Source organism: Kyrpidia spormannii (assembly GCF_002804065.1).
Taxonomy (GTDB): Bacteria; Bacillota; Bacilli; order Kyrpidiales; family Kyrpidiaceae; genus Kyrpidia; species Kyrpidia spormannii.
Genome location: NZ_CP024955.1, coordinates 2,122,377 through 2,143,117, shown reverse-complemented (window position 1 = coordinate 2,143,117; position 20,741 = coordinate 2,122,377). Strand labels below are relative to the sequence as shown.

Annotated in this window: 19 protein-coding genes and 1 other RNA gene; 15 read left to right on the top strand and 5 right to left on the bottom strand. The window is 59.9% G+C overall.

The genetic code is table 11. The annotated features are described in order from the left end of the window. Positions 1 to 49: 49 nt before the first annotated feature. Positions 50 to 796: an ABC transporter permease subunit gene (locus CVV65_RS10825; protein WP_100668134.1), complete on the top strand. Its 747-nt coding sequence runs from the start codon at positions 50 to 52 to the stop codon at positions 794 to 796. Next, positions 793 to 1,869 carry an ABC transporter ATP-binding protein gene (locus CVV65_RS10820; protein ID WP_157935480.1) on the top strand — a complete coding sequence of 359 codons (1,077 nt, stop codon included), beginning with the start codon at positions 793 to 795 and terminating at the stop codon, positions 1,867 to 1,869. The genes CVV65_RS10825 and CVV65_RS10820 overlap by 4 nt, the downstream gene beginning before the upstream one ends. On the opposite strand, the gene CVV65_RS10815 is transcribed toward CVV65_RS10820, so the two are convergent. Next, positions 1,835 to 2,557: an N-acetylmuramoyl-L-alanine amidase gene (locus tag CVV65_RS10815; RefSeq protein WP_100668132.1), complete on the bottom strand. Its 723-nt coding sequence runs from the start codon at positions 2,555 to 2,557 to the stop codon at positions 1,835 to 1,837. The genes CVV65_RS10820 and CVV65_RS10815 overlap by 35 nt on opposite strands. Before the next feature lie 146 nt (positions 2,558 to 2,703). On the opposite strand from CVV65_RS10815, the gene CVV65_RS10810 reads away from it, so the two are divergent. From CVV65_RS10810 to CVV65_RS10785, 6 genes are all read left to right on the top strand, one after another. Next, on the top strand, positions 2,704 to 3,510 hold the full coding sequence (locus CVV65_RS10810; RefSeq protein WP_100668131.1) for a CPBP family intramembrane glutamic endopeptidase: 807 nt from the start codon (positions 2,704 to 2,706) through the stop codon (positions 3,508 to 3,510). A 74-nt stretch (positions 3,511 to 3,584) separates the two neighbouring features. After that, the gene (locus tag CVV65_RS10805; RefSeq protein ID WP_232796591.1) at positions 3,585 to 4,751 is read left to right on the top strand and encodes an NAD(P)/FAD-dependent oxidoreductase; all 1,167 of its coding nucleotides are present in this window, start codon (positions 3,585 to 3,587) and stop codon (positions 4,749 to 4,751) included. A 161-nt stretch (positions 4,752 to 4,912) separates the two neighbouring features. After that, a complete protein-coding gene (gene yfmF, locus CVV65_RS10800; protein ID WP_100668130.1) occupies positions 4,913 to 6,205 on the top strand; it encodes an EF-P 5-aminopentanol modification-associated protein YfmF in 1,293 nt (430 codons plus the stop codon). After that, positions 6,186 to 7,472 carry an EF-P 5-aminopentanol modification-associated protein YfmH gene (yfmH, locus tag CVV65_RS10795; protein ID WP_100668129.1) on the top strand — a complete coding sequence of 429 codons (1,287 nt, stop codon included), beginning with the start codon at positions 6,186 to 6,188 and terminating at the stop codon, positions 7,470 to 7,472. Before yfmF ends, yfmH begins: the two co-directional genes overlap by 20 nt. A gap of 81 nt (positions 7,473 to 7,553) precedes the next feature. Beyond that, positions 7,554 to 7,868: a hypothetical protein gene (locus tag CVV65_RS10790; RefSeq protein ID WP_100668128.1), complete on the top strand. Its 315-nt coding sequence runs from the start codon at positions 7,554 to 7,556 to the stop codon at positions 7,866 to 7,868. A 128-nt stretch (positions 7,869 to 7,996) separates the two neighbouring features. Next, positions 7,997 to 8,218 (top strand): NifU family protein, encoded by a 222-nt coding sequence (locus CVV65_RS10785; protein ID WP_100668127.1) that lies wholly within the window; start codon positions 7,997 to 7,999, stop codon positions 8,216 to 8,218. Between the two features lie 90 nt (positions 8,219 to 8,308). Here CVV65_RS10785 and CVV65_RS10780 read toward each other — a convergent pair whose 3' ends face one another. The 4 genes from CVV65_RS10780 to wecB form a co-directional block, all read right to left on the bottom strand. Then, a complete protein-coding gene (locus tag CVV65_RS10780; RefSeq protein WP_100668126.1) occupies positions 8,309 to 9,628 on the bottom strand; it encodes a glutamate-1-semialdehyde 2,1-aminomutase in 1,320 nt (439 codons plus the stop codon). Positions 9,629 to 9,883: 255 nt separating this feature from the next. After that, positions 9,884 to 10,597, bottom strand: coding sequence for a response regulator transcription factor (locus tag CVV65_RS10775; protein WP_198592002.1), 714 nt, complete (start codon positions 10,595 to 10,597; stop codon positions 9,884 to 9,886). A gap of 115 nt (positions 10,598 to 10,712) precedes the next feature. After that, the gene (locus CVV65_RS10770) at positions 10,713 to 11,684 is read right to left on the bottom strand and encodes a DUF3048 domain-containing protein (protein WP_100668124.1); all 972 of its coding nucleotides are present in this window, start codon (positions 11,682 to 11,684) and stop codon (positions 10,713 to 10,715) included. Between the two features lie 71 nt (positions 11,685 to 11,755). Further along, complete coding sequence (gene wecB, locus CVV65_RS10765) at positions 11,756 to 12,847, bottom strand: non-hydrolyzing UDP-N-acetylglucosamine 2-epimerase (RefSeq protein WP_100668123.1); 1,092 nt, start codon at positions 12,845 to 12,847, stop codon at positions 11,756 to 11,758. Between the two features lie 271 nt (positions 12,848 to 13,118). Between wecB and hisS the strand changes: the two genes are divergently transcribed. The 7 genes from hisS (at position 13,119) to mnmA (ending at position 20,646) form a co-directional block, all read left to right on the top strand. Continuing rightward, positions 13,119 to 14,393: a histidine--tRNA ligase gene (gene hisS, locus CVV65_RS10760; protein WP_100668122.1), complete on the top strand. Its 1,275-nt coding sequence runs from the start codon at positions 13,119 to 13,121 to the stop codon at positions 14,391 to 14,393. Continuing rightward, positions 14,377 to 16,173, top strand: a complete 1,797-nt coding sequence (aspS, locus tag CVV65_RS10755) for an aspartate--tRNA ligase (protein WP_100668121.1) — start codon at positions 14,377 to 14,379, stop codon at positions 16,171 to 16,173. Before hisS ends, aspS begins: the two co-directional genes overlap by 17 nt. A gap of 117 nt (positions 16,174 to 16,290) precedes the next feature. Further along, positions 16,291 to 16,469, top strand: a non-coding RNA gene (gene ssrS, locus CVV65_RS10750) — 6S RNA. A gap of 104 nt (positions 16,470 to 16,573) precedes the next feature. Continuing rightward, positions 16,574 to 17,980 (top strand): replication-associated recombination protein A, encoded by a 1,407-nt coding sequence (locus CVV65_RS10745; protein ID WP_100669428.1) that lies wholly within the window; start codon positions 16,574 to 16,576, stop codon positions 17,978 to 17,980. Further along, positions 17,977 to 18,387, top strand: coding sequence for a cysteine metabolism transcriptional regulator CymR (cymR, locus tag CVV65_RS10740; protein WP_100668120.1), 411 nt, complete (start codon positions 17,977 to 17,979; stop codon positions 18,385 to 18,387). Before CVV65_RS10745 ends, cymR begins: the two co-directional genes overlap by 4 nt. A gap of 23 nt (positions 18,388 to 18,410) precedes the next feature. Beyond that, positions 18,411 to 19,562 (top strand): cysteine desulfurase family protein, encoded by a 1,152-nt coding sequence (locus tag CVV65_RS10735; RefSeq protein ID WP_100668119.1) that lies wholly within the window; start codon positions 18,411 to 18,413, stop codon positions 19,560 to 19,562. Beyond that, complete coding sequence (gene mnmA, locus CVV65_RS10730) at positions 19,555 to 20,646, top strand: tRNA 2-thiouridine(34) synthase MnmA (protein WP_100669426.1); 1,092 nt, start codon at positions 19,555 to 19,557, stop codon at positions 20,644 to 20,646. The genes CVV65_RS10735 and mnmA overlap by 8 nt, the downstream gene beginning before the upstream one ends. Positions 20,647 to 20,741: the final 95 nt, after the last annotated feature.

The window sequence follows — 20,741 nt, the reverse complement described above, 5'->3', positions numbered from 1 at the left end:
TGCCCCTCGTCCGGTACCTTAAGGGCAGAAACGGCTCGGGGTGGGGCGGATGAGAACTGCGGCAACGCTCGCAGCGACGGTGGCGGCTATTTTTCTGCTATTGCCACTTTTTGTTCTTGGGGTATCTTGGATGTTGCAGGCCACCGTGTCCACGGCAGTCCTGACCATCGTCCTGCGCACAGCGGTGGCGGCGGCTGTCGCCACCGCCATCGACATGATGTTTGGAATCGCAGTGGGTTATCGCCTGAGTCGGGACCCTGGGTTTCGCCGGAGGCCGCTCCGGGTGTTGTTACAGATCCCGGGTCATGTCCCCCAGGCGGCGGTGGGGCTCGCGCTGGTGATGGCCTGCGGGGGGATGCTGGGAAGTGGGTCTTCCTGGGCTGGCTACGCCCTCGTCATCGTGGCGATGGTGTTCGTCAGCCTCCCGGTTGCGGTGGAAGAAAGTCGGCGCGGATTCGATGCCGTTGATCTTCATTTGGAGAGGGTCTCCCGGACCCTGGGAGCCGGGGCGGGCAAAACCTTTCGACAGGTGACTCTGCCCCTGGCCGCCGATGGGCTTCTCGGAGCGGCGGCCGTGGTGTTTGCCCGAGCTTTCGGGGAATTCGCCGCCCTGGCCTTTGTTGTGCCCTTTCCCTTGACCGTGGGCACCGGTATTTATCAATGGTTTTCACAAGGAATGACGGAAAAAGCGGTGGAGCTGGCAGCAATCGGGGCCATGTTCAGCCTCCTCAGCTGGGTGTTGGTTGCCGGCATACGGCTGTGGGTCGGGCGACGGCTGGGGAGGTTTCGCGGTTGAGTCTGGAGATCGAGGGGTTGACGGTAGAGGGGGATCCCGGTTTTTCCCTGCGTATACCGGGGTGGTTTGTCGGGGAAGGAGACATTGCCACTTTGGTCGGACCCCAGGGTGCCGGGAAAACCCTCCTTTTAGAAACGATTGCCGGTTTCGTCCGACCCGTGTCAGGCGATATCCGGGTCGGGGGACGGTCGGTGGTGGGACTACCTGTAGAGCATCGCAACATCGCGGTTCTTTTTGCTCGGGACGGCCTTTTTCCCCATATGACGGTTTTTCGGAATCTGTCTTTTGTCGTGCCTCGCCCCCGCCTTGCCCGTCGCTGGCTCTCCCTCGCTGACCTTGAGGCTTTAGCCGATCTCTATCCCCGGCAGTTGAACTCCTTCGACAGGCGCCGGGTGGAGCTGATCCGGGCTCTGGCCAGCCGTCCCCGGGTGATTCTGATTGATGAACCGACGGCTGATATTCCCGAGGAGAGCAAGGAGCAGTGGCGCAGCTTTGCCGGGAGCTGGCTTCGGGAGACCCGAGTCACGGCGGTGGTAGCCGTTTCAAACGTGGAGGAGGCTTTCCACTGGTCGAACCGCCTTGCTCTGCTTTGGAAGGGCCGGTTGGTCCAGGAGGGCACCACGGAAGACGTATGGAACCGACCGGCCACCCCCGAGGTGGCGGCGATCTTGGGGGGAGGTCGGGTGTTCCGGGGACAGGTCGTCCAAAGGAGCCACTCGTGGATGTTGGTACGCCTGTATCCCGGCCAGGGCGCCGTGGACCTCATGATCTGGTCGAACTGGTTGTACCGAGAATGGGAGGACGTGTGGGTTTACATCCCATCGTACGCGTGGAAGGTGTGGCCCCGGGGGGAAGGGGAGGCCGCAGCGGCGTCCCCCAATCGATTCCCGGGCTCAGTCGGCAGCATTCAATTGCACCTCGAAGGCGTCCTTGTGGAAGTGAATACGCATCGCCTGACGGTCAGAGCCCTGATCCCCCATCGGGACTGGGCGCGGGCCGCCTTTGCCCAAGGAGAACCGGTATGGCTCTCCATCGACCCTAGTGACCCGCAGCTGATTCGGGCAAAACAATAGCGGGGTATCCCTTTTGGCGCAGCTCAGCCGCCAAAGCATCTGCCCGCTGCCGGTCGTGGAAGGCGCCGACCTGAACGCGGTATAACACTTCTGGCCCCGGGGAAGAGGTCGGAGCCGGAGTCGGAGCCGGCGTGGGGGTTCCCCGGAGGGGAAGTTGCAGGGCGTCGGCGAGCCCCGCGGCGGCCGCGGCTGCGAACTGGTCTTGGAATTCAGGTGAGACCAACAAGGCGCGGTCCTTGGCACTGTCGATAAACAGGACTTCCAGGAGCACCGCATCCATCACGGTTTCCCGAAGTACGGCAAAATCCGCTTCTTTCTTCCCCCGGTCCGCCACCCCGAGTTTCTGGAGAAAATGAGCGATATAATCGTGCAACACGTCCCGGATTCGGCCGGTGGATCCTTTCTCGGTGCCGGGGTAGATGTAATCCTCATACCCTTCCCCGCCGCCGGCGTTGATGTGAATCGACAAAAAGAAATTTGCCCGGGCATCGTTCGCAATTCTTGCCCGTTCGGATAAGCCGACGAACCGATCATCCTGTCTTGTGTACATGACATCCACAGAATACGTGTCCACCAGGCGACGGCCTAGCGCCAAAGCCAGGGCCAGGGTGAGGGTTTTCTCATAGAGGGTTCCATAGGTGGCCCCGGGGTCGGAGCCCCCATGTCCAGGGTCTAGGCAGACCAACATCGCATCTTCCTCCTTTTTGCCGATCTTCTTCCATGTATATGCGGACGGCCTTGAGGTCGGCAGACAGGCCGGCCAAAAAGGTCTGTCTGTCCATCGGCGGACATAGGATGAGGACAGGATGAGATGGTGCGGACGGAGGGGTTTGCATGGCGGAGGGGGGACATGGAAGGCGTCTGTCACCGTGGGCGCGGCTCATTTTGTACACGGCACTGGTCGCAGTGGCCGGGCTCGTGGTGACAGGGCTTAACGCAGGGGCTCTCAATGAGTCGGGAGGCGACGGCCGGCTCAGTGGATGGGTGCTCTTGGTTGCCGCTGCCTTGGTGCCGGTGATGTATCGCTTTGGCGAAGGCCGTTCTCCCGCCCATATGGGGCTGCGTCTGGAAGGTTTTGCTCGCCAGGCCTCCTCGGGAGCTTTGTGGGGGGCGATTGGCGTGATGGGCGCCGTCACGCTGTTTTGGGCAGTGGGATGGGTCCATTGGCCCAAGGGTTTTTCCGGCGCCACCCCCGGGCGGGGTTTGATCAGTTGCTCATTTTTGGCTCTTTGGGAAGAGCTGGCTTTTCGAGGCTACTTATTCTCCACCCTTCGCAGCCAGTATGGTTCCCGGCCCGCGGTGGTCGGAAGCGCGTTGCTATACGCCCTGTATGCGGCGATGGGGGCTCCGGGGCCGCTCTTCGCATGCAACCGCTTTTTATTGGGCTTGCTATTGGCCCAGTCCCGGGACAATAGCAATTCCCTCGGGTGGGCGGTGGGTTTTCATTGGATGTGGATCGGTCTTCAAGGCCCTCTCTTTGGTATGGGGGTGCCCGCCCTGGGCGGACCAGTGGCGGAGTGGTTTGGACCGCAGTGGTTGTTTCCAGACGAGGCGGGACTAGAATCGGGGGCGGCGGCCACCGCCGGGCTGATCGTGTATCTTGGCCTCTTTTCTCACTTTTTGTCCAAGCGATCCTCTTGACAGACTGCAAAAGGGGATCTATGATGAGAATGTGACGGGTTTGTGAAATAAAACACAAAGTGTGGGGGATATCGGTGAACAAGCGCGTGGTGGTTTTGGGAGCGGGGTACGGAGGATTGGTGGCCGCCCTGAAGCTGGCTAAAGGAACGCCGGCCGGATCGGTGGACATCACCCTCGTCAACAAATACGACTATCACCAGCTGGTGACCCAGTTGTATGAACCGGCGGCAGCGGCGAAACGGGATACGGAGGTTCGGATTCCTCTCAAAAAGTTGCTCGCCGGGAAGCCGATTCGCTTTGTCCAGGATGTGGTAACAAAAATTGACCCAAAGGAAAAGGTCGTGACCTTGGAGGGTGGGGAGCTCTCCTACGATTATCTTGTGGTGGCCCTGGGGAGCGAGACAGAGTACTTTGGCATTCCGGGGATGAAAGAGTACGGCATGACGTTGAAGTCCGTCGATGAAGCGCGGTTGATTCGCACGCATATCGAGCGCTGCTTCGCGGAATACCCGTTGGATCCCCGGCCGGAGTTGCTGACTTTTGTGGTGGGCGGTGCAGGACTCACGGGCATTGAGTTGGTGGGGGAGATCGCCGATTGGCTTCCCCGACTTTGTGAAGAAAGTAACATTCCCCGGGAACAAGTGACCTTGTACAACGTTGAAGCAATGCCTTCGATTCTTCCCGGTTTCGAGCCCGATCTGGTGGCCAAAGCGGAAGAAGTCCTCAAGGCCAAAGGTGTGATCTTCAAGGTGGGATCGCCCATCGTGCAGGTGGAGCCTGGAGCCGTTCACCTGAAAGATGGAGCAGTGATCCAAAGCCGGACCATCATCTGGACCGGCGGTGTGCGGGGCAATCAGATCGTCGTGGACGCCGGATTCGAAACCGAGCCCCGGGGGCGGGCTAAAGTCAACGAGTATCTTCAGGCCGTCGGTTACGATGACGTGTACATGGCCGGAGATTGTTGCTTTGTCCTGAATGAACAGGGGCGGCCGTATCCGCCCACGGCTCAGCTTGCCATCCAGATGGGCAATTCCGTAGCCCACAATCTGGCCGCCGACCTGCAAGGCCGCCCAAAGACCCCCTTTGTGCCCAAGATTCTCGGCACGGTGGCGTCCCTGGGAGGCCGGGATGCTGTGGGGAAAGTCGGAAACAATTACAAGGCCTCCGGGCGAGTGGCGTACTTCATTAAGGATTTGAGCCAGATCAGGTACCTGGCCAAAATCGGCGCTCTGATGAAATAACTTCAAAACGAGGGCGGCAACCCATTCCAAAAGGATGAAAGCGAGAAAATAAAATATGTCCACGAAACCAGGTGCCCTCCGTAAGGAGGGCTTTATTTTTGGCGATCATGGGAATAGAGTGAGAACAGGAGTTGTGACGGTATGGACGAGGAGGGAACCCTTTGAGTGAGGAATTTGAAACCACGACCGTTCCGGGAGGACAGGTGCACCTGTGGTCCACCAGTCGTTTCCACACCATCACCATGGTGGCGTACTGGGTGTGGCCGCTAGAACGGGAGACGGTGACCGCCGCAACGCTTCTTCCCCATGTGCTCCTGAGAGGAACTCGAAACCTTCCGGAGTTTGATGATCTTCAGAATGCCTTCTCCGATCTGTACGGGGCCTCGATCCAGGCGGATGCCAAACGCAAAGGGGATCTGGTCACGTTGGAGTTTGTCGTGCAAGTGCCGGCTGGGCAGAGAATCACAGAGGGGTTGGATTTGACCCGCCCGGCATTAGAATTGTTGGGACAAGTGTTATGGGACCCCCTGGTCGTCGGGGATGGGTTCGAGGAAGATCGCGTCCATCGGGAAAAAGAGCAGCATCGGAAAAGAATCGCAAGTCTCATGGACGACAAAATGCTGTATGCCGCCCAGCGTTGTACAGCGGAGATGTTCGCCGGCCAGGCTTATGCGGCCCCGAGATACGGATTTGAAGAAGACCTGGCCCAAATCAGCGGAGCTTCTCTCTATGCCCTCTATGAACAGATCCGGGACGGGGGCTCTTTTCACCTGTTTGTGGCTGGGCCGGTGGACCCGGATCCGGTGGTGGCCTTTGCCGCGAAATGGGGGAGAGCAGGGGTCCGGGGGGATTGGTCTGCCGGGGAGCCCTTTATGGCCGATCGACCGGTTAAAATGGTGGAAGAGGTCATGGATATTCAACAAGGGAAACTGAATATCGGTTATCGAACGGGATCCGGTTGGCGGGATCAAGATTTTCCCGCGATGATGATGTACAACGGGGTATTGGGTGGGTTTCCCCATTCAAAATTGTTCATCAATGTTCGGGAACGGGCAAACTTGGCCTATTATGCGTCTAGCCGCCTGGATGCCCACAAGGGAGTCTTGTACGTGATGACGGGGATTCCCAGCGATCATCGGGACACGGTGATGGAGATCGTCGACCGACAAGTGGAAGCCATGGCCCGGGGGGAAATCAACGACGAGGAGTGGACCTGGACGCGGATCGGTTTGCAAAACCAGTACCGGGAGTTGCAGGATTCGCCTTACGGCATGATCGACATGAGGCTGGCGGGAATTCTTCACGGTGTCTCCCGTTCACCCGGGGAGATGATAAAGGCCTTGGATGCGGTGACAGAGGAGGAAGTGGCTGCTGTAGGCAGGAGGGTTCAAAAGGATACCGTATATTTTCTGCGCGGAAAGGAGGGGACAGAGGATGCGGGAACGGAAGTATGATCACTTGGGGGTTCGCATGGTGGAACACCGGTGCGCGAACGGTCTGACGGTGACGGTGTTGCCCAAGCCGGGCTATAACCAGGTATTTGCCACGTATTCCACGAATTTCGGCTCCATCGACCACCGCTTCCGATCCGGGGACGGGCGGGAGATCAAAGTCCCCGACGGCGTGGCGCATTTTCTTGAGCACAAGATGTTCGAGAAAAAAGAAGGGGATGTGTTTCGATTATTTGCTTCCCGGGCGGCATCGGCCAACGCCTATACAACTTTTGATATGACCGCCTATCTGTTCTCAGCTACCCATGATATCCTCGAAAACCTCGAAACCCTTTTGGATTTTGTCGACGAACCGTATTTTACCGACGAGACTGTTGAAAAAGAGAAGGGGATCATCGCCCAGGAGATCCGCATGTACGAAGACAATCCGGATGCCCGGGTCTATTACCAGCTTCTCAAGGGACTTTATGAACACCACCCGGTGCGTATTCAGATTGCGGGTACAGTGGAGAGCATCCGGGCCATCAGCAAAGAAGACCTTTACACCTGCTACCGGGGCTTCTATCACCCCCAGAATATGCACCTGTTGGTGGTCGGGGGAATCGACCCGGAGACGGTGATTGAGACGGTGGAGAAGAACCAGGCGAAAAAGGCAAACCGCACTGCCGAGGGACCGGCTCAGCGATTGGCGGAGACGGAACCCGACCGGGTGTTTCAAGCTCGCCAGGAGTGCGAAATGCCGGTGAACACCCCGCGAATTTTTGTGGGGTATAAGGATGTCGGCACGGAGGTTCGGGGGGCGGAGGGGTTGAAAAGAGACACGGTGACCTCTCTTTTGTTCGACGCCTTGTTCACAAAGGGCGGTCCCCTGTACGGACAATTGTTCGAAAAGCAGCTGATTGATCAGAGTTTCGGGTGGGAGTATGATTACGGACGAGGATATGCCCACGCGGTGATCGGAGGCAACACCCCTGAACCCGAACGTTTTCTGGAGGTTGTGGCCGAGGGGTGGCGCCAGGTGGAGAAGGACGGGATTGGAGACGAGATTCTGGAGAGAAGCCGCAAGCGGTTGATCGGACAGTTCGTGAAAAGCCTCGATTCATTGCGGTTCTTGGCCCGGTACATCACGGCCTATCATTTTAAGGACATGGATTTGTTCGCCACCATTCCGGCCTTGCAAACAGTGAAGCGGGAGGATGTGGAGGCGCGGCTGCGGGAGTTGATCCGGCCCGAAAGACAAGCCGTCTCTCTAGTGCGTCCGGTGAACTGATGGTCTTCCTGCCCGGTGGGGATCCCGAGGGTCCCGGGGCTCGGCCGGAGAGGCGGGGACCCCTTGTGGAGGGATGTTCAGATGAAAAAAGCACAATGGGCGGTGGCGATTCTCTCTGCGATCGTGGCGTTAGCCGCCTTGGTGTTGTGGGAATGGCACCGGCTGGCGGGCCAGCCTGTACCCCTGTATGTATGGGTGATGGCCGCATACGGTTGGACCTTCGTGATAGGTCTTGGCGTCGATCGGTGGGCTCGGGGAGTGAGCCGGCGGCGAGGGATTCCGGGCAGCCGGCCGCGGCCAAAGCCGGCATCTGTTCCTGATGAACGGGAGGAAGTGTTATCGGCCTCTGCGACGGAGGATCTGACCGCATCGGCGGAGACGCGGGAGGGCCGGTAGCGGTGAACGACCCGGGTGCCCGGGAGCGTTAGCGTCGTCGGGACTGCCGCTTTTGGCCGATTGCAATTCTTGTCTTTTGCGCGTTGTGTTTTTATACTGAAAAAAACGGATTGGAGGGGAAGGCGCTCATGCTTCGGGAGAAAGTGGAAGAAGCTTTGGAGCGGATCCGGCCGGGTTTGCAATTCGACGGCGGAGACGTGGAGTTGGTGGATGTCGAAGACGGTGTGGTGACCCTGCACCTGATCGGCGCCTGCGGGGGATGCCCGATGTCCACCATGACCTTGAAGATGGGGATCGAGCGGGCACTTCGGGCCGCGGTTCCCGAGGTCAAGGAAGTCGTCGCCGTCTGAATCCCGCTGCAAGGTTCGTCTAAGGATAAAGCCTTTGTCCGCTTCGCCCCCGGTGAGTACTCCGGGGGCGAAGGCCACTTGTTGAATGGGTCAAGGCACGTCCTTGGCCACGGCGGCAAAAGCCGCGTCCGCAGCTTCGAGGGTCTCATCGATATCTCGTTCTGTGTGCGCAATGGTAAGGAACCAAGCTTCGTATTTCGAAGGGGCCAGATGCACGCCCCGGTTGAGCATTTCATGAAAAAAGCGGGCAAATTGATCTGACCGGGAAGCTTTCGCGTCTTCATAGTTGTGGACGGGCCGATTGCCAAAAAAGAGGGTCAGCGCCCCTTTCAGGCGATTGATGGTGACCTCGACACCGTGGTTTTGGGCCACGTCCAAAAGGCCTCTTTCCAGGCGGTCTCCCAGGAGATCCATCTTTTCATAGGTGCCCGGCCGGGACAGGATATCCAGGCAGGTGAGTCCTGCTCGCATCGAAAGAGGGTTTCCGGCCATGGTGCCGGCTTGGTAGGTGGGTCCTAAGGGCGCCACCCGCTCCATGATTTCCGCCCGCCCTCCGTATGCCCCGATGGGGAGCCCTCCGCCGACGATTTTCCCGAGAGCTGTGAGATCGGGTTCAACGCCGAACAGCGTCTGAACCCCTCCAAAATGAAAGCGAAAACCGGTAATGACCTCGTCGTAGATCACCAGAGCCCCCCGGTCCCGGGCGAGATCCCGGATTCCCTCCAAGAACCCGGGATGGGGGAGGACGATGCCGAAGTTCCCCACCACGGGCTCCACGAGGACAGCCGCAATCTCTTTGCCAAAATGGTCGAAAGCCTGGCTCAGGGCATCGAGATCGTTGTAGGGGACGGTCACGACATCCTCGGCGATGCCTTGGGGGACCCCGGCGCTGTCCGGCGTCCCCACCGTAGAAGGACCGGAGCCCGCGGCCACGAGGACAAGATCCGAATGGCCGTGGTAACAACCCGCGAACTTGACGATCTTGTTCCGGCCGGTGGCGGCCCGGGCCACCCGGATTGAGCTCATGACCGCTTCGGTTCCGCTGTTGACAAACCGAATTCGTTCCATGGACGGAATGGCCGATCGGAGGGTTTCGGCCAGGGTCGTTTCCCATGTTGTAGGTGTTCCAAACAGAATCCCGTCTTCTCCGGCCCGGGTCAGGGTAGCGGTGATTTCTGGATGGGCGTGGCCGAGAATCACCGGACCGTAGGCGCAAAGGTAATCAATATATCGATGGCCATCCACATCCCACAGATATGCCCCTTGGCCGCGGGTGATGAAGACCGGTGCCCCCCCGCCCACGGCTTTAAATGCCCGGGAGGGGCTGTTGACTCCGCCGAGAATGACCTTTTGCGCCCTTTCGTAACACCGCGCGGATTCCGGGCGATTGACCGACCCCGTTTGTTCCATACTTGTGACCCCTTCCTGCAAAATCGTCTTTGATCAATCCGGTATCGTCAGAACAGTGGTCGATAAGGCCACGACGAAGGGCCGCCCGGGCGGATTCGAAGGCGGCTTCTGCGGTTCGGCAGTTCGCCGGACTCGGATGTGAACGGTTTTCGTCGGTTTTGATCCTCCTGGTTGTCGGGAAACCGGGGGATCGTTCACGGACCCGCAGAAGAGAATGAGAGCTGATCCCCCAACATCAGGCGTGTGTGAGCGTGTTTACGAAGGAATATCATCCAGTTTCCCCTGAAAGCGATATCCTGTGCCATAGACGGTTTTAATGTACTTCGGATGTTTCGGTTGGTCCTCAATCTTGGCCCGAAGGTTTTTCACATGGGCGTCGATGGTTCGGGAATCTCCAACAAAATCCGGGCCCAGCACCCAGTCGGACAATTCTTGTCTCGAAATGGTTACCCCGGGCGAGCGGGCCAACATCAACAACAGCATGTACTCCGTGGGAGTCAGTGGAATCTGTCGTTCTCCGCGATACGCGGTGCGCCGGTAGACGTCGACCTCCAGATCCCCATCGTTGAAGCGCAGCCTTCGTGCAAAGATCGGTTCCTTTCGCCCCCGAAACAGAATTGCGCGCACCCGTTCGGGCAGTTCATCGGGCCGAAAGGGCTTGGGCATCCAACCGTCGGCGTAATCATTGGAACGTCTGTCCGCCGGGTCGGTATCCTGTAGCCATTGTCGGCCCAACAGGAGTAGCAGAAATCGATCGGGGATCTGCCGCAATGTTCGACATAGGTCCCAGGACATGTCTGGGACCGAAGCGTCGAGGATGACAATGTCCGGAGCTCGTTCCTGCACCGCCGCTAACCCCAGGCGGCCGCGGGGGACAACGGTGGGAATGAATCCGTTTTTTCTTAAATTCAGTGCAACTTGGCGAGCGATGCGAGGTTCCGCTTCGATGACCAGTACTCTCGGTGTCATCCTTTTCCCCCTCATCTGCTGCTCTGCGGGTCCGTTGCTTTCTATTGTCGTATAAACACCTTTTTTTGAAAAGGTGTAAAGGTGATTTGAAAGTTGCGAACTTAAGGGGGCTGGCTCAGGAAACGCTGAGCCAGGATGGCCTAGAAATAATTTCAATCCACAAGGGCCCCTCCGCCCATTTCATGGGGCCTTGCGCGGTCGAAAATTGAAACCAGCCTGTCGAAGTGCGGCTCCAGGTTCCTTCAAACATTTGGCCCGATCGAAAAAACCACCCCTGGCCCGACCCTGTCAATGTGATCTGACGGCGTCCCGCCTGATCGATGATCCGATCCGGAGCTACCATCACCGCGATATTCTGACTCTCAATCCGCGTTCCATCATCCATCACGTGGGGCGTACCGTTTTCGCTGCGCACGTACTGGCTTCCGTTCCAGGTCCAGGATGCCGAGTAGTCGTACCAATGCAGTTGCACGGCCTTGGCGGGTGTCCCCGACTCCATCATCTCGCCCCTGGGGATGGGTACCGGCTCTCCAAGGGAATATCCTTTCGCCTGAACTGCCGCCATCAACTTGTCCGTACTGGTATACAGGTTGTGGGGGGCCTGGCGATGGGGATCCCGCCAAAAGGCGGAACCGGCATTGTAGATCTGGTCCAGATCCGGCCAGCCGCCCCGGCGGACCATATTAAGGGCGTCGGGACTGCCGCCGGCGTGAGCTGTCGGCGCCCCCAGGGATTCGGCCAAGGTGGCAAAATACGGCCGGAGGCTGCGCACCGGTCCGATTTTCGCCACCTTGTGATCGACGAACACCTCGAAGCGCGTGATGGGTCCTTCGGCCAGGGCCTCCACCACCGCGGCCGCCTGGTCGACCCCCGCTTGAGGGCGGGCCTGTTGGAGATTGTCGATCATCACGGCTAATGTGCCGCCGAGAGGTGGAGGGGCAGAAGTGGTGGGTGGGCTCGGCGCCGGAGCGGGAGCCGGTGCCGGTGCGGGAGCCTGCATCGGAGCGGCGGGCCCGCAGCCCGGGAGAACGATGAGAAGGCCGAGGGCGGCGGTGGCGGCGAGTCGAGTGAACATCGAACGCGGCACAAAAATCCCTCCTCTCTGGGCTTGTCCAGGCTCCTTCCCCCATGGCTATGCAATCCCCTGGGCGCGTATGCTCACTCGGCGAGAAAAATGTCCAGAATCCGAATGCTTGCCCGGCCGTCCCCGTACGGGTGTGTCCACCCCCGGGGAGCCCGGGCCATCATTGACACCGCCTCAACGATGGTGTCCGGATGGTATCCCGCCAAGCGATTGGATCCGATGGCTAAAGTTTCCGGTCGCTCGGTGTTCTCCCGCAGCGTGACGCAGGGGACGCCGAGCATACACGCTTCCTCTTGGAGTCCTCCGCTGTCGGTGAGCACGACGGCCGCCTGGGACTGTAGGGCCAAAGAAGCAAAAACGTCCACCGGGGGGTAGACCACTCGTATCCCCGGGATGCCGTAGAATCGGTCGAGCCAGCCGTATTCGATCAGCCGCCCCCGGGTTCGGGGGTGAAGGGCGCAGACGATGGTGAAGCCGAGTTCTTTTCCGACCCTCTCGATCCCTTGGATCAAAAGATCCATGCGTTCCCGGTGGTCCGTATTCTCCTGCCGGTGCAGCGTCAGATACACGTACGCGCCCGGTTTGAGATGAAGTTCGTTCAAGATCGGATGTTCCGCCAAGCCCGGCCGGAGGAACTCAATGGCGTCCGCAGCAGTTTGGCCGGTTAAGTAGACCCCATTTTCGATTCCCTCAGCCCGAAGGTTGTCCACCGCCGCAGGGGTAGGGGCAAAAAGATGGGTGGCGACGTGATCCGCGAGAACCCGATTGACCTCCTCGGGCATGGTGCGGTCGAAACTTCGCAACCCCGCCTCCACGTGACCGATGGGGAGGTTGAGTTTCGCGGCTGCCAAGGCGCCCGCCAAGGTGGTGTTCGTATCGCCGTGCACGAGGACGGCCCGAATGTCTTCTTGCAGGATGTACGCCTCGAATCGTTCCAAGATGCGTGCCGTGACTTCGCCGTGCCGTCCGGATCCCACCCGCAGATTGACGTGAGGATCGGGAAGTTGGAATTGTTCAAAAATCGCCCGATCCATGGCGTGGTCGTAATGTTGGCCACTGTGGACCAGGCGATAGTCGACCTTTCTCCTCTCACATTCCCGAATCACCGGTGCCATCTTGATGATTTCCGGACGGGTCCCGACGATGATGGCGAATCGTTTGCCCATAATGTGCGCAACCCGCTTTCTGGCAGAGACTGTCGCAATGCGACGCAAAACTGGGATCAGTGTAGCACAGCGGAGATGGATTGACTATAGATTCCTGTCCACTTTCGGGAATGCCGGCGCCCAGTTTCTTGACGTTGGGTCGGCCTGTTCGCTATCATGATGCTGAGTGGCAGGTGGATGTCAGTCCCGTCCCTGCGCCCCGGGGCGGGTTTTTTGTTTGCGTGTGGGGGACGGGCTGGCCCCGTCTTCCGTGGCGAAGGAGGGATTCGGGGTGTTGACACAGCGACCGCGGGGGATGCACGACATCCTGCCCCAGGAGGCGTCCCTGTGGCATGAGATCGAGGAGGCGGCCCGGCGAATTTGTGCACGATACGGTTTTTCCGAGGTGCGTACCCCGATTCTGGAGCACACGGAGTTGTTTCAGCGGGGGGTCGGGGAAAACACCGATATCGTGGAAAAAGAGATGTACACGTTTAATGATCGCGGCGGCCGCAGCATGACCCTGCGCCCGGAAGGCACGGCAGGGGCCGTTCGGGCTTATGTGGAGCACAAGTTTTACGGTGGGCCACAGCCCGTCAAATGGTTTTATCTCGGCCCGATGTTTCGTTATGAGCGACCTCAGGCTGGACGGCAGCGCCAGTTTCACCAGTTCGGGGTCGAAGTGTTCGGGGTGGCGGACCCGGCCGTGGACGCCGAGGTGATTGCCCTGGGCCTGGATTTTGTGGAAGATATCGGTTTGAAAGGACTGCGGCTGGAATTGAATAGCGTGGGCTGTTCCCAGTGCCGGCCGGTGTACCGGGAGCGCCTGCTGGCGTACTACCGACCGTTGCGAGAACAGCTGTGTGAGGATTGCCAGGGCCGATTGGAACGCAACCCATTGCGGCTACTCGATTGTAAGCGGGAGACCTGCAAGGCTCTCGCCCAGAGGGCGCCCAGGATCGGGGAGGCGTTGTGCGACGAGTGCCGGGCTCATGATGAGGGGTTGCACCGCCATCTCGACGCCGCCGGCATTGCCTACGAGATCAACCCCCGGCTAGTCAGGGGTCTCGATTATTATACCCGCACAGCCTTCGAAGTGGTGGAAGAAGGAATCGGGGCCCAGGGCACGGTGCTGGGCGGAGGCCGTTACAACGGGTTGGTGGAGGAGCTGGGAGGCCCTTCGGTGCCCGGGATCGGATTTGCCGCCGGGTTGGAGCGCTTGATCTTGGCCCTTGAGCAGCGTCGGGGCGAGGGGGCCTCAGAAGCCGGTGTGGATGTGTTCGGCATCGCTCTCGGGGATGAGGCGTCGGTGGAGCTGACGGGGTGGCTGCGCCGCCTGCGGGCCTTGGGCTGTCGGGCGGAGCGGGGGTTCGAAGGGAAAAGCCTCAAAGCCCAGTTGAAGGCGGCGGACCGACTGGGTGCCCGGTGGGCCCTCATCCTCGGAGAGGAGGAACGGCGACGGGGGGTAGTGATCGTGAAGGATTTGACGGGCGGTGAACAACGAGAGCTGCCCGCTCTGGAATTGGAGTCATGGTGGAAGGAGACCGAGCATGGCACAGGCAGGTAAGGAATCGTTAACGCGCACCGCGATGTGCGGACGGCTAAGCGAGTCCGACATAGGCCGGGAGGTGGTTCTCAGCGGCTGGGTCCAGCGGCGGCGGGATCTGGGTGGAGTGATTTTTCTGGATCTGCGGGACCGCAGTGGAATCGTTCAAGTGGTGTCGAGTCCAGAGTTTGGAGAGGCTGCCTTTGCGGTGGCGGATCTCGTGCGCAACGAATATGTGATCAGCGTGCGGGGGGATGTGGTGGCCCGGGATCCGGATACCGTCAATCCGAATTTGGAGACGGGGACCATCGAAGTGAGGGCCCGGGAGGTGGAATTGCTCAACCGGTCGAAGCCGACCCCCTTTCCGATTGAGGACGGCATCGATGTGGATGAGTCGGTGCGTTTGCGGTTTCGATACTTGGATTTGCGGCGGCCGGAGATGCAGCGGACGTTTTTGCTGCGGCACCGGGCCATGCAACTGGTCCGGCGGTTCTTGGACCGCCACGGGTTCATGGAAATCGAGACCCCCATGTTGACCCGCAGGACGCCAGAAGGGGCCAGGGATTATCTCGTCCCCAGCCGGGTGCACCCCGGACAATTCTATGCCCTGCCCCAGTCCCCTCAGCTGTTCAAGCAACTGTTGATGGTCTCGGGGTTCGAACGGTATTTTCAGATCGTGCGGTGTTTCCGGGATGAAGATCTCCGGGCGGATCGCCAGCCCGAGTTTACCCAGATCGATATTGAAATGTCCTTTATGCCCCTGGCGGAGTTCCAGGAATTGATGGAGCGGATGATGGCGGAGTTGTTTCAGGAACTGCTCGGCGTGACGGTTCCACTCCCGTTTCGGCGGATACCCTATGATGAAGCGATGCTCCGGTACGGCTCAGATAAACCGGACTTGCGGTTCGGTCTGGAGATTCGGGACGTGACGGAGACGGTTAAAACCTGTGGATTTCGGGTGTTTCAGAGCGCGGTGAATTCCGGTGGGGCGGTGCGCGGGCTCAACGCCAAGGGATGCGGAGGGTTCAGTCGCAAGGAAATCGACGATTTGGGGGCACTGGCCGGACAGCTGGGGGCTAAGGGCCTGGCGTGGATGGTCATTACCGATGAAGGCGTCAAATCCCCGATCGCCAAATTTTTCACCGACGAGGAACTCGCCGCCATCCGCCGGGAGCTTGGCGCCGAGGCCGGGGACCTGCTTATTTTTGTGGCCGACCGGCCGGAGATCTGCGCGGAGGTGCTGGGGCAACTGCGGTTACATTTGGGGCGCAGACTCGGGCTGATCGACGACGGGTCTTTCGCCTTCGCATGGATCACCGATTTTCCGCTGTTTAGCTATGATGAAGAGGAAAAACGATGGGTGGCGGAACATCATCCCTTCACGATGCCTCGCTGGGAAGATGTGGATTTGATGGAACGAGACCCGGGGCGGGTACGGGCTCAGGCTTACGACATGGTGCTCAATGGTTATGAGATCGGAGGCGGCAGTCTGCGCATTTATCGCCGGGAGATCCAGGAGGCGATGTTCCGGACCCTCGGGTTCTCGATGGAAGAGGCTCGGGAGAAATTCGGCTTTTTGTTGGAGGCCTTTGAATACGGGGCCCCTCCCCACGGGGGAATGGCTTTCGGATTCGACCGGGTCGTGATGCTTATGGCGGGGAAGTCCTCCATTCGGGAGTGTATTGCTTTCCCGAAAACGGCCAGCGCCTCGTGCCTCTTGACCGGTGCTCCTTCGGAGATCTCGGAAGAGCAGTGGCGGGAGTTGCACATCCGGCCGGATGGCGTGACGGCCCGACAATAGGCCGGACAAGAGTCCGTGACGGAGAATTTCTCCATTGCACAGTGTGAAGTGCTGTGGTACCATAAAGATGCGGAGAGCGAGCGGGCGAGCTCGCGATACCGCGACGATCCGTAGGTTTGGGCCCTTCTGTGTTAGTGATCTATCGTGAAGTTTTGAGCCAACACCGTTTAAAAGGGAGACCGGGGTCGGCGCGGAGCGCATAAGCCATCTTCGGGTGGACATGTAAACCGTGACGCAGGTCACCCACCTGCCGAGGGCAGGTTCAAAACTCAGGGACACGGCATGGCAGGGCTCTTACCCCATATATGAAGGATCATCGAAAACGGGCGAGGGCCCGTTGTTTTTTTATGTTGGAAAGTAGAGTATAATGATGAAGTTACGGGTGAAAGAAGGGCGGAAAATGGATCTGTTTTCCTATCGCGCTGAGCAGGAGAAACGGATGAACGCTCCTCTGGCGGCCCGCATGCGTCCGGCGACCCTTGACGAACTCGTGGGCCAGGAGGATGTGGTGGGCCCTGGCACCCTTCTTCGTCGAGCCATTGAGGCGGACCGACTCACTTCGGTGATCTTTTACGGACCTCCGGGCGTGGGTAAAACGACCCTGGCTCGGCTGATCGCGGGGTACACCCGCTCTGCTTTCGTCACCCTTAGCGCCGTGACCGCGGGGGTAGCGGATTTAAGACGAATCGTGGATGACGCCCGGGAACGTTTGGGGATGTATGGGCAGAAAACCACATTGTTTATCGACGAGATCCATCGTTTCAATAAGGCCCAGCAGGATGCCCTGCTGCCTCACGTCGAGGACGGGCTGATCATCCTCATCGGGGCGACCACGGAAAATCCGTATTTTGAGGTCAACAAGGCGCTCCTGTCCCGCTCCCAAGTGTTCGCCCTGCACCCGCTCGGTCCGGAAGACTTAAAAACGATCGCGAGGCGGGCCATTGCGGATAAAGAACGGGGGCTGGGTACGATGCCTCTGGAGGTGCGGGAGGAGGCATTGGATCACTGGGTGCGCTATTGTGAAGGAGACGCCCGCAGGCTGCTAAGCGCCCTGGAGCTAGCCGCCTTGACGACCGCTCCGGACGACCGGGGCCGGATTGTTGTCACGCTGGAGGTGGCGGAGGCGTCCATTCAGCGCCGGGCGGTGGTTTACGATCGGGAAGGGGACGTCCATTATGACACCATTTCCGCCTTCATTAAATCGGTCCGGGGTTCAGACCCCGACGCGGCGCTGTTGTGGTTGGCGAAAATGCTCAAGGCGGGGGAGGACCCGCTGTTTATCGCACGGCGGTTGGTGATTCTGGCCAGCGAAGACATTGGGAACGCCGATCCACAGGGACTGGTGGTGGCGGTGTCGGCTTTTCAAGCGGTCCAGTGGCTCGGCATGCCCGAAGGGAGGATCCCCCTCGCTCAGGCCACGACCTATTTGGCCACGGCGCCAAAGAGCAATGCCAGTTATATGGCGCTGGAGAAAGCGTTGGCAGATGTCGGGAAAGGGCTGGACCTGACTGTCCCCCGCCATCTCCGGGATGCCCATTATAGCGGAGCAAAGGCCATGGGTCACGGAGAAGGGTATCTCTATCCCCACGATTATCCTGGCCACTGGGTGGAACAGTCCTATCTGCCTCCGGGAATTGCACCCCGGCGGTATTACCGGCCCAGCGATCAGGGCCACGAGCAGCAAATCGCTCGTTTCATGGCCGCGCGCTGGAAAGAAGAGCAGTCCCCGGGCGAAAAGAGGGGGGAGGCGGGCGAGAAGATCACGGGCGAGGGAAAGCATCAAGTCGAAGGGAGTGGGACTCCATGAAATTGTCGACCCGAGGTCGTTACGGGATTACGTTGATGGTGGATTTAGCGATCAACAGTGGGGACCAGCCGGTGTCCCTGAAATCCATCGCCGAGCGCCAGAATCTGTCGGAACATTATCTGGAGCAGTTGATTGCGCCTCTGCGCAACGCCGGGCTTGTCAAAAGTATCCGCGGCGCGTACGGGGGGTATGTGCTTGCCAAACCCGCCCAGGAGATTACGGCCGGGGATATCGTCCGGGTTCTGGAGGGCCCCATCACCGTGGTGGAAGATGAACCGACGGGTCTTCGCCGGCTGTGGGATGAAGTGCGGGATGCCATCAATGCCGTGTTGGACCGAACGACCCTGGTTGATCTCGCGGAGATGATGCGCCAGGGCACAGATGACGGTTTGATGTACTACATTTAAGAAAAACAAGTGAGGTGGAGCCGATGAGGGCCATCTATTTGGACCACGCGGCGACCACCTTCGTGCTGCCGGAAGTGCGGGAAGCCATGGCCCGCCACTTGGAAGAACGGGTGGGGAATCCGTCGAGTATTCACGAGTTCGGCCGCAGAGCCAAGGCGGCTGTGGAGGATGCCCGGGAGGCGGTGGCGGCGCTGATTGGCGCCACTGCGGCAGAAGTGGTGTTCACCAGCGGAGGCACGGAGGCGGACAACGCCGCGTTAGTCGGTGCCGTTTTGGCTCTGCGGGACCGAGGTCGGCACGTGGTGACCACGGCCATCGAGCACCATGCGGTGTTGTACACTGCTCGGCACTTGGAGGAGTGGGGGTTTGAGGTCACCTATGTCCATCCGGGGCCAAGGGGTGTTGTGGGGGCCGAAGACGTGGCCAGGGCGCTTCGGCCGGACACGGTTTTAGTCAGCGTCATGTGGGTGAACAACGAAACCGGGGCGGTTCAGCCCGTGCGGGATATCGGCGCATTGGCCAAGGAGCGGGGCATCCTTTTTCACACCGATGCGGTCCAGGCAGTGCCGTGGCTCCCGGTGGAGGTGGATGCGGTCGGCTGTGATCTGCTGTCCGTGTCCGCCCACAAACTGCACGGGCCCCAAGGGATCGGCGCGCTCTATGTCCGGAAGGGCACTCCCTGGGTGCCGCTCCTGTACGGCGGAACCCAGGAACGGGGGAGACGGGCGGGCACGGAGAATGTCCCGGGCATCGTCGGATTTGGCGCGGCGGCAGCCTGGCTCAAGGCGAGGCGAACTGCGGGTTTGGACCACGCGGCTCGGTTGAGAGAAATTTTTCTCGGTGCAGTCCGGGAGGAGTTTGGCCAGGTCCTGGTTCACTCCCCGGAAGACGGCATTCCCGCCATCCTCAATGTCGCGTTTCCCGGGGTTTCGGCGGAGACCTTGTTGATGAATCTCGATTTGCACGGAATTGCGGCGTCGAGCGGTTCGGCGTGTACTTCCGGGTCTTTAGAGCCCTCCCATGTACTGCAGGCGATGGGCCTCGGGGACGCGGTGGTGCGAAGTTCCTTGCGTTTTAGCTTTTCGATACAAACCACAGAGGAGGAGGTGCGGGAGGCCGGACGCGCGGTGGGGCGGATCGCCCGGCGATTGGTCCGGCCCGGTGGCCATGGATAAGGGGACCGTGGTGGTAGCCATGAGCGGCGGCGTGGACAGTTCGGTCACCGCCGCCCTGCTCAAGGAACGAGGATACGATGTGATCGGAATTACCATGCGGCTGCGGGGGGGAGAAGAGACTTCTTCCGGCCGGGGGTGCTGCTCGGTGGATGATGTGAGCGACGCCCGGCGGGTCTGTCAGACGCTGGGGATTCCTTTTTACGCCGTCAATTACCGCGAGGCTTTCGAAAAACGGGTCATTCAGTATTTTGAAGACGAATACAAGCGGGGACGGACGCCGAACCCCTGCATTGCGTGCAACATGTATATGAAGTACGACCTGCTCCTCGAGCAGGCGTTGGATCTCGGGGCGGACTACCTGGCCACGGGACATTACGCCCGGGTACTGTACGACGAATCCCGGGGTCGCTATGTGTTGCGCAAGGCGGAGGACCGGCGAAAAGACCAGACCTATGTCCTGTATCACCTGACTCAGGAACAGCTCGCCCGGACCTTGTTCCCCCTCGGGGAGTACGAGAAGTCGGAGGTTCGGGAGATGGCGAGGGAATTTGGGCTCCGGGTGGCGAACAAGGCGGAGAGCCAGGACATCTGTTTCGTCCCGAACGGGGATTACGGAGAATTTCTCCGTCGGAGGATGGGGGATTCAGCCGTAGCGCCGGGGGATTTTGTCGACACCGAAGGGCATGTGGTCGGTCGGCACGAAGGGGTTCCTTTCTACACCATCGGCCAGCGAAAGGGCTTGGGGGTGGCGGTGGGTCATCCCGTATATGTGGTGGATATTCAGCCAGAGCGCAATCGGGTGGTGTTAGGGCCCAGGGAGCGGGTGTTTGCGGCGGGCCTCGTGGCTTCGAAGGTGAATTGGGTCTCCCTTCCCCGGCCGGACGGTCCGACCCGGGTGAACGCGAAGATTCGTTACGGGGCCCCAGAAGCTGCGGCCACCCTTTACCCCGAAGAGGAAGGGCGGGTCCGGGTGGAGTTCGATGAGCCTCAGCGGGCGGTGACCCCGGGGCAGGCGGTGGTGTTTTACCGGGGCGAGGACGTGGTTGGCGGTGGTACGATCGAAAAAAGTTTGGCCTTGGCCTGAGGGGATGTCCCGGGTTGCACCGGGGCATCCCGGCTTTCGGCCGCCAGGTCAGGACGACCACCCGAGAAATGGATTTACAAGTATATTTTTGTTGC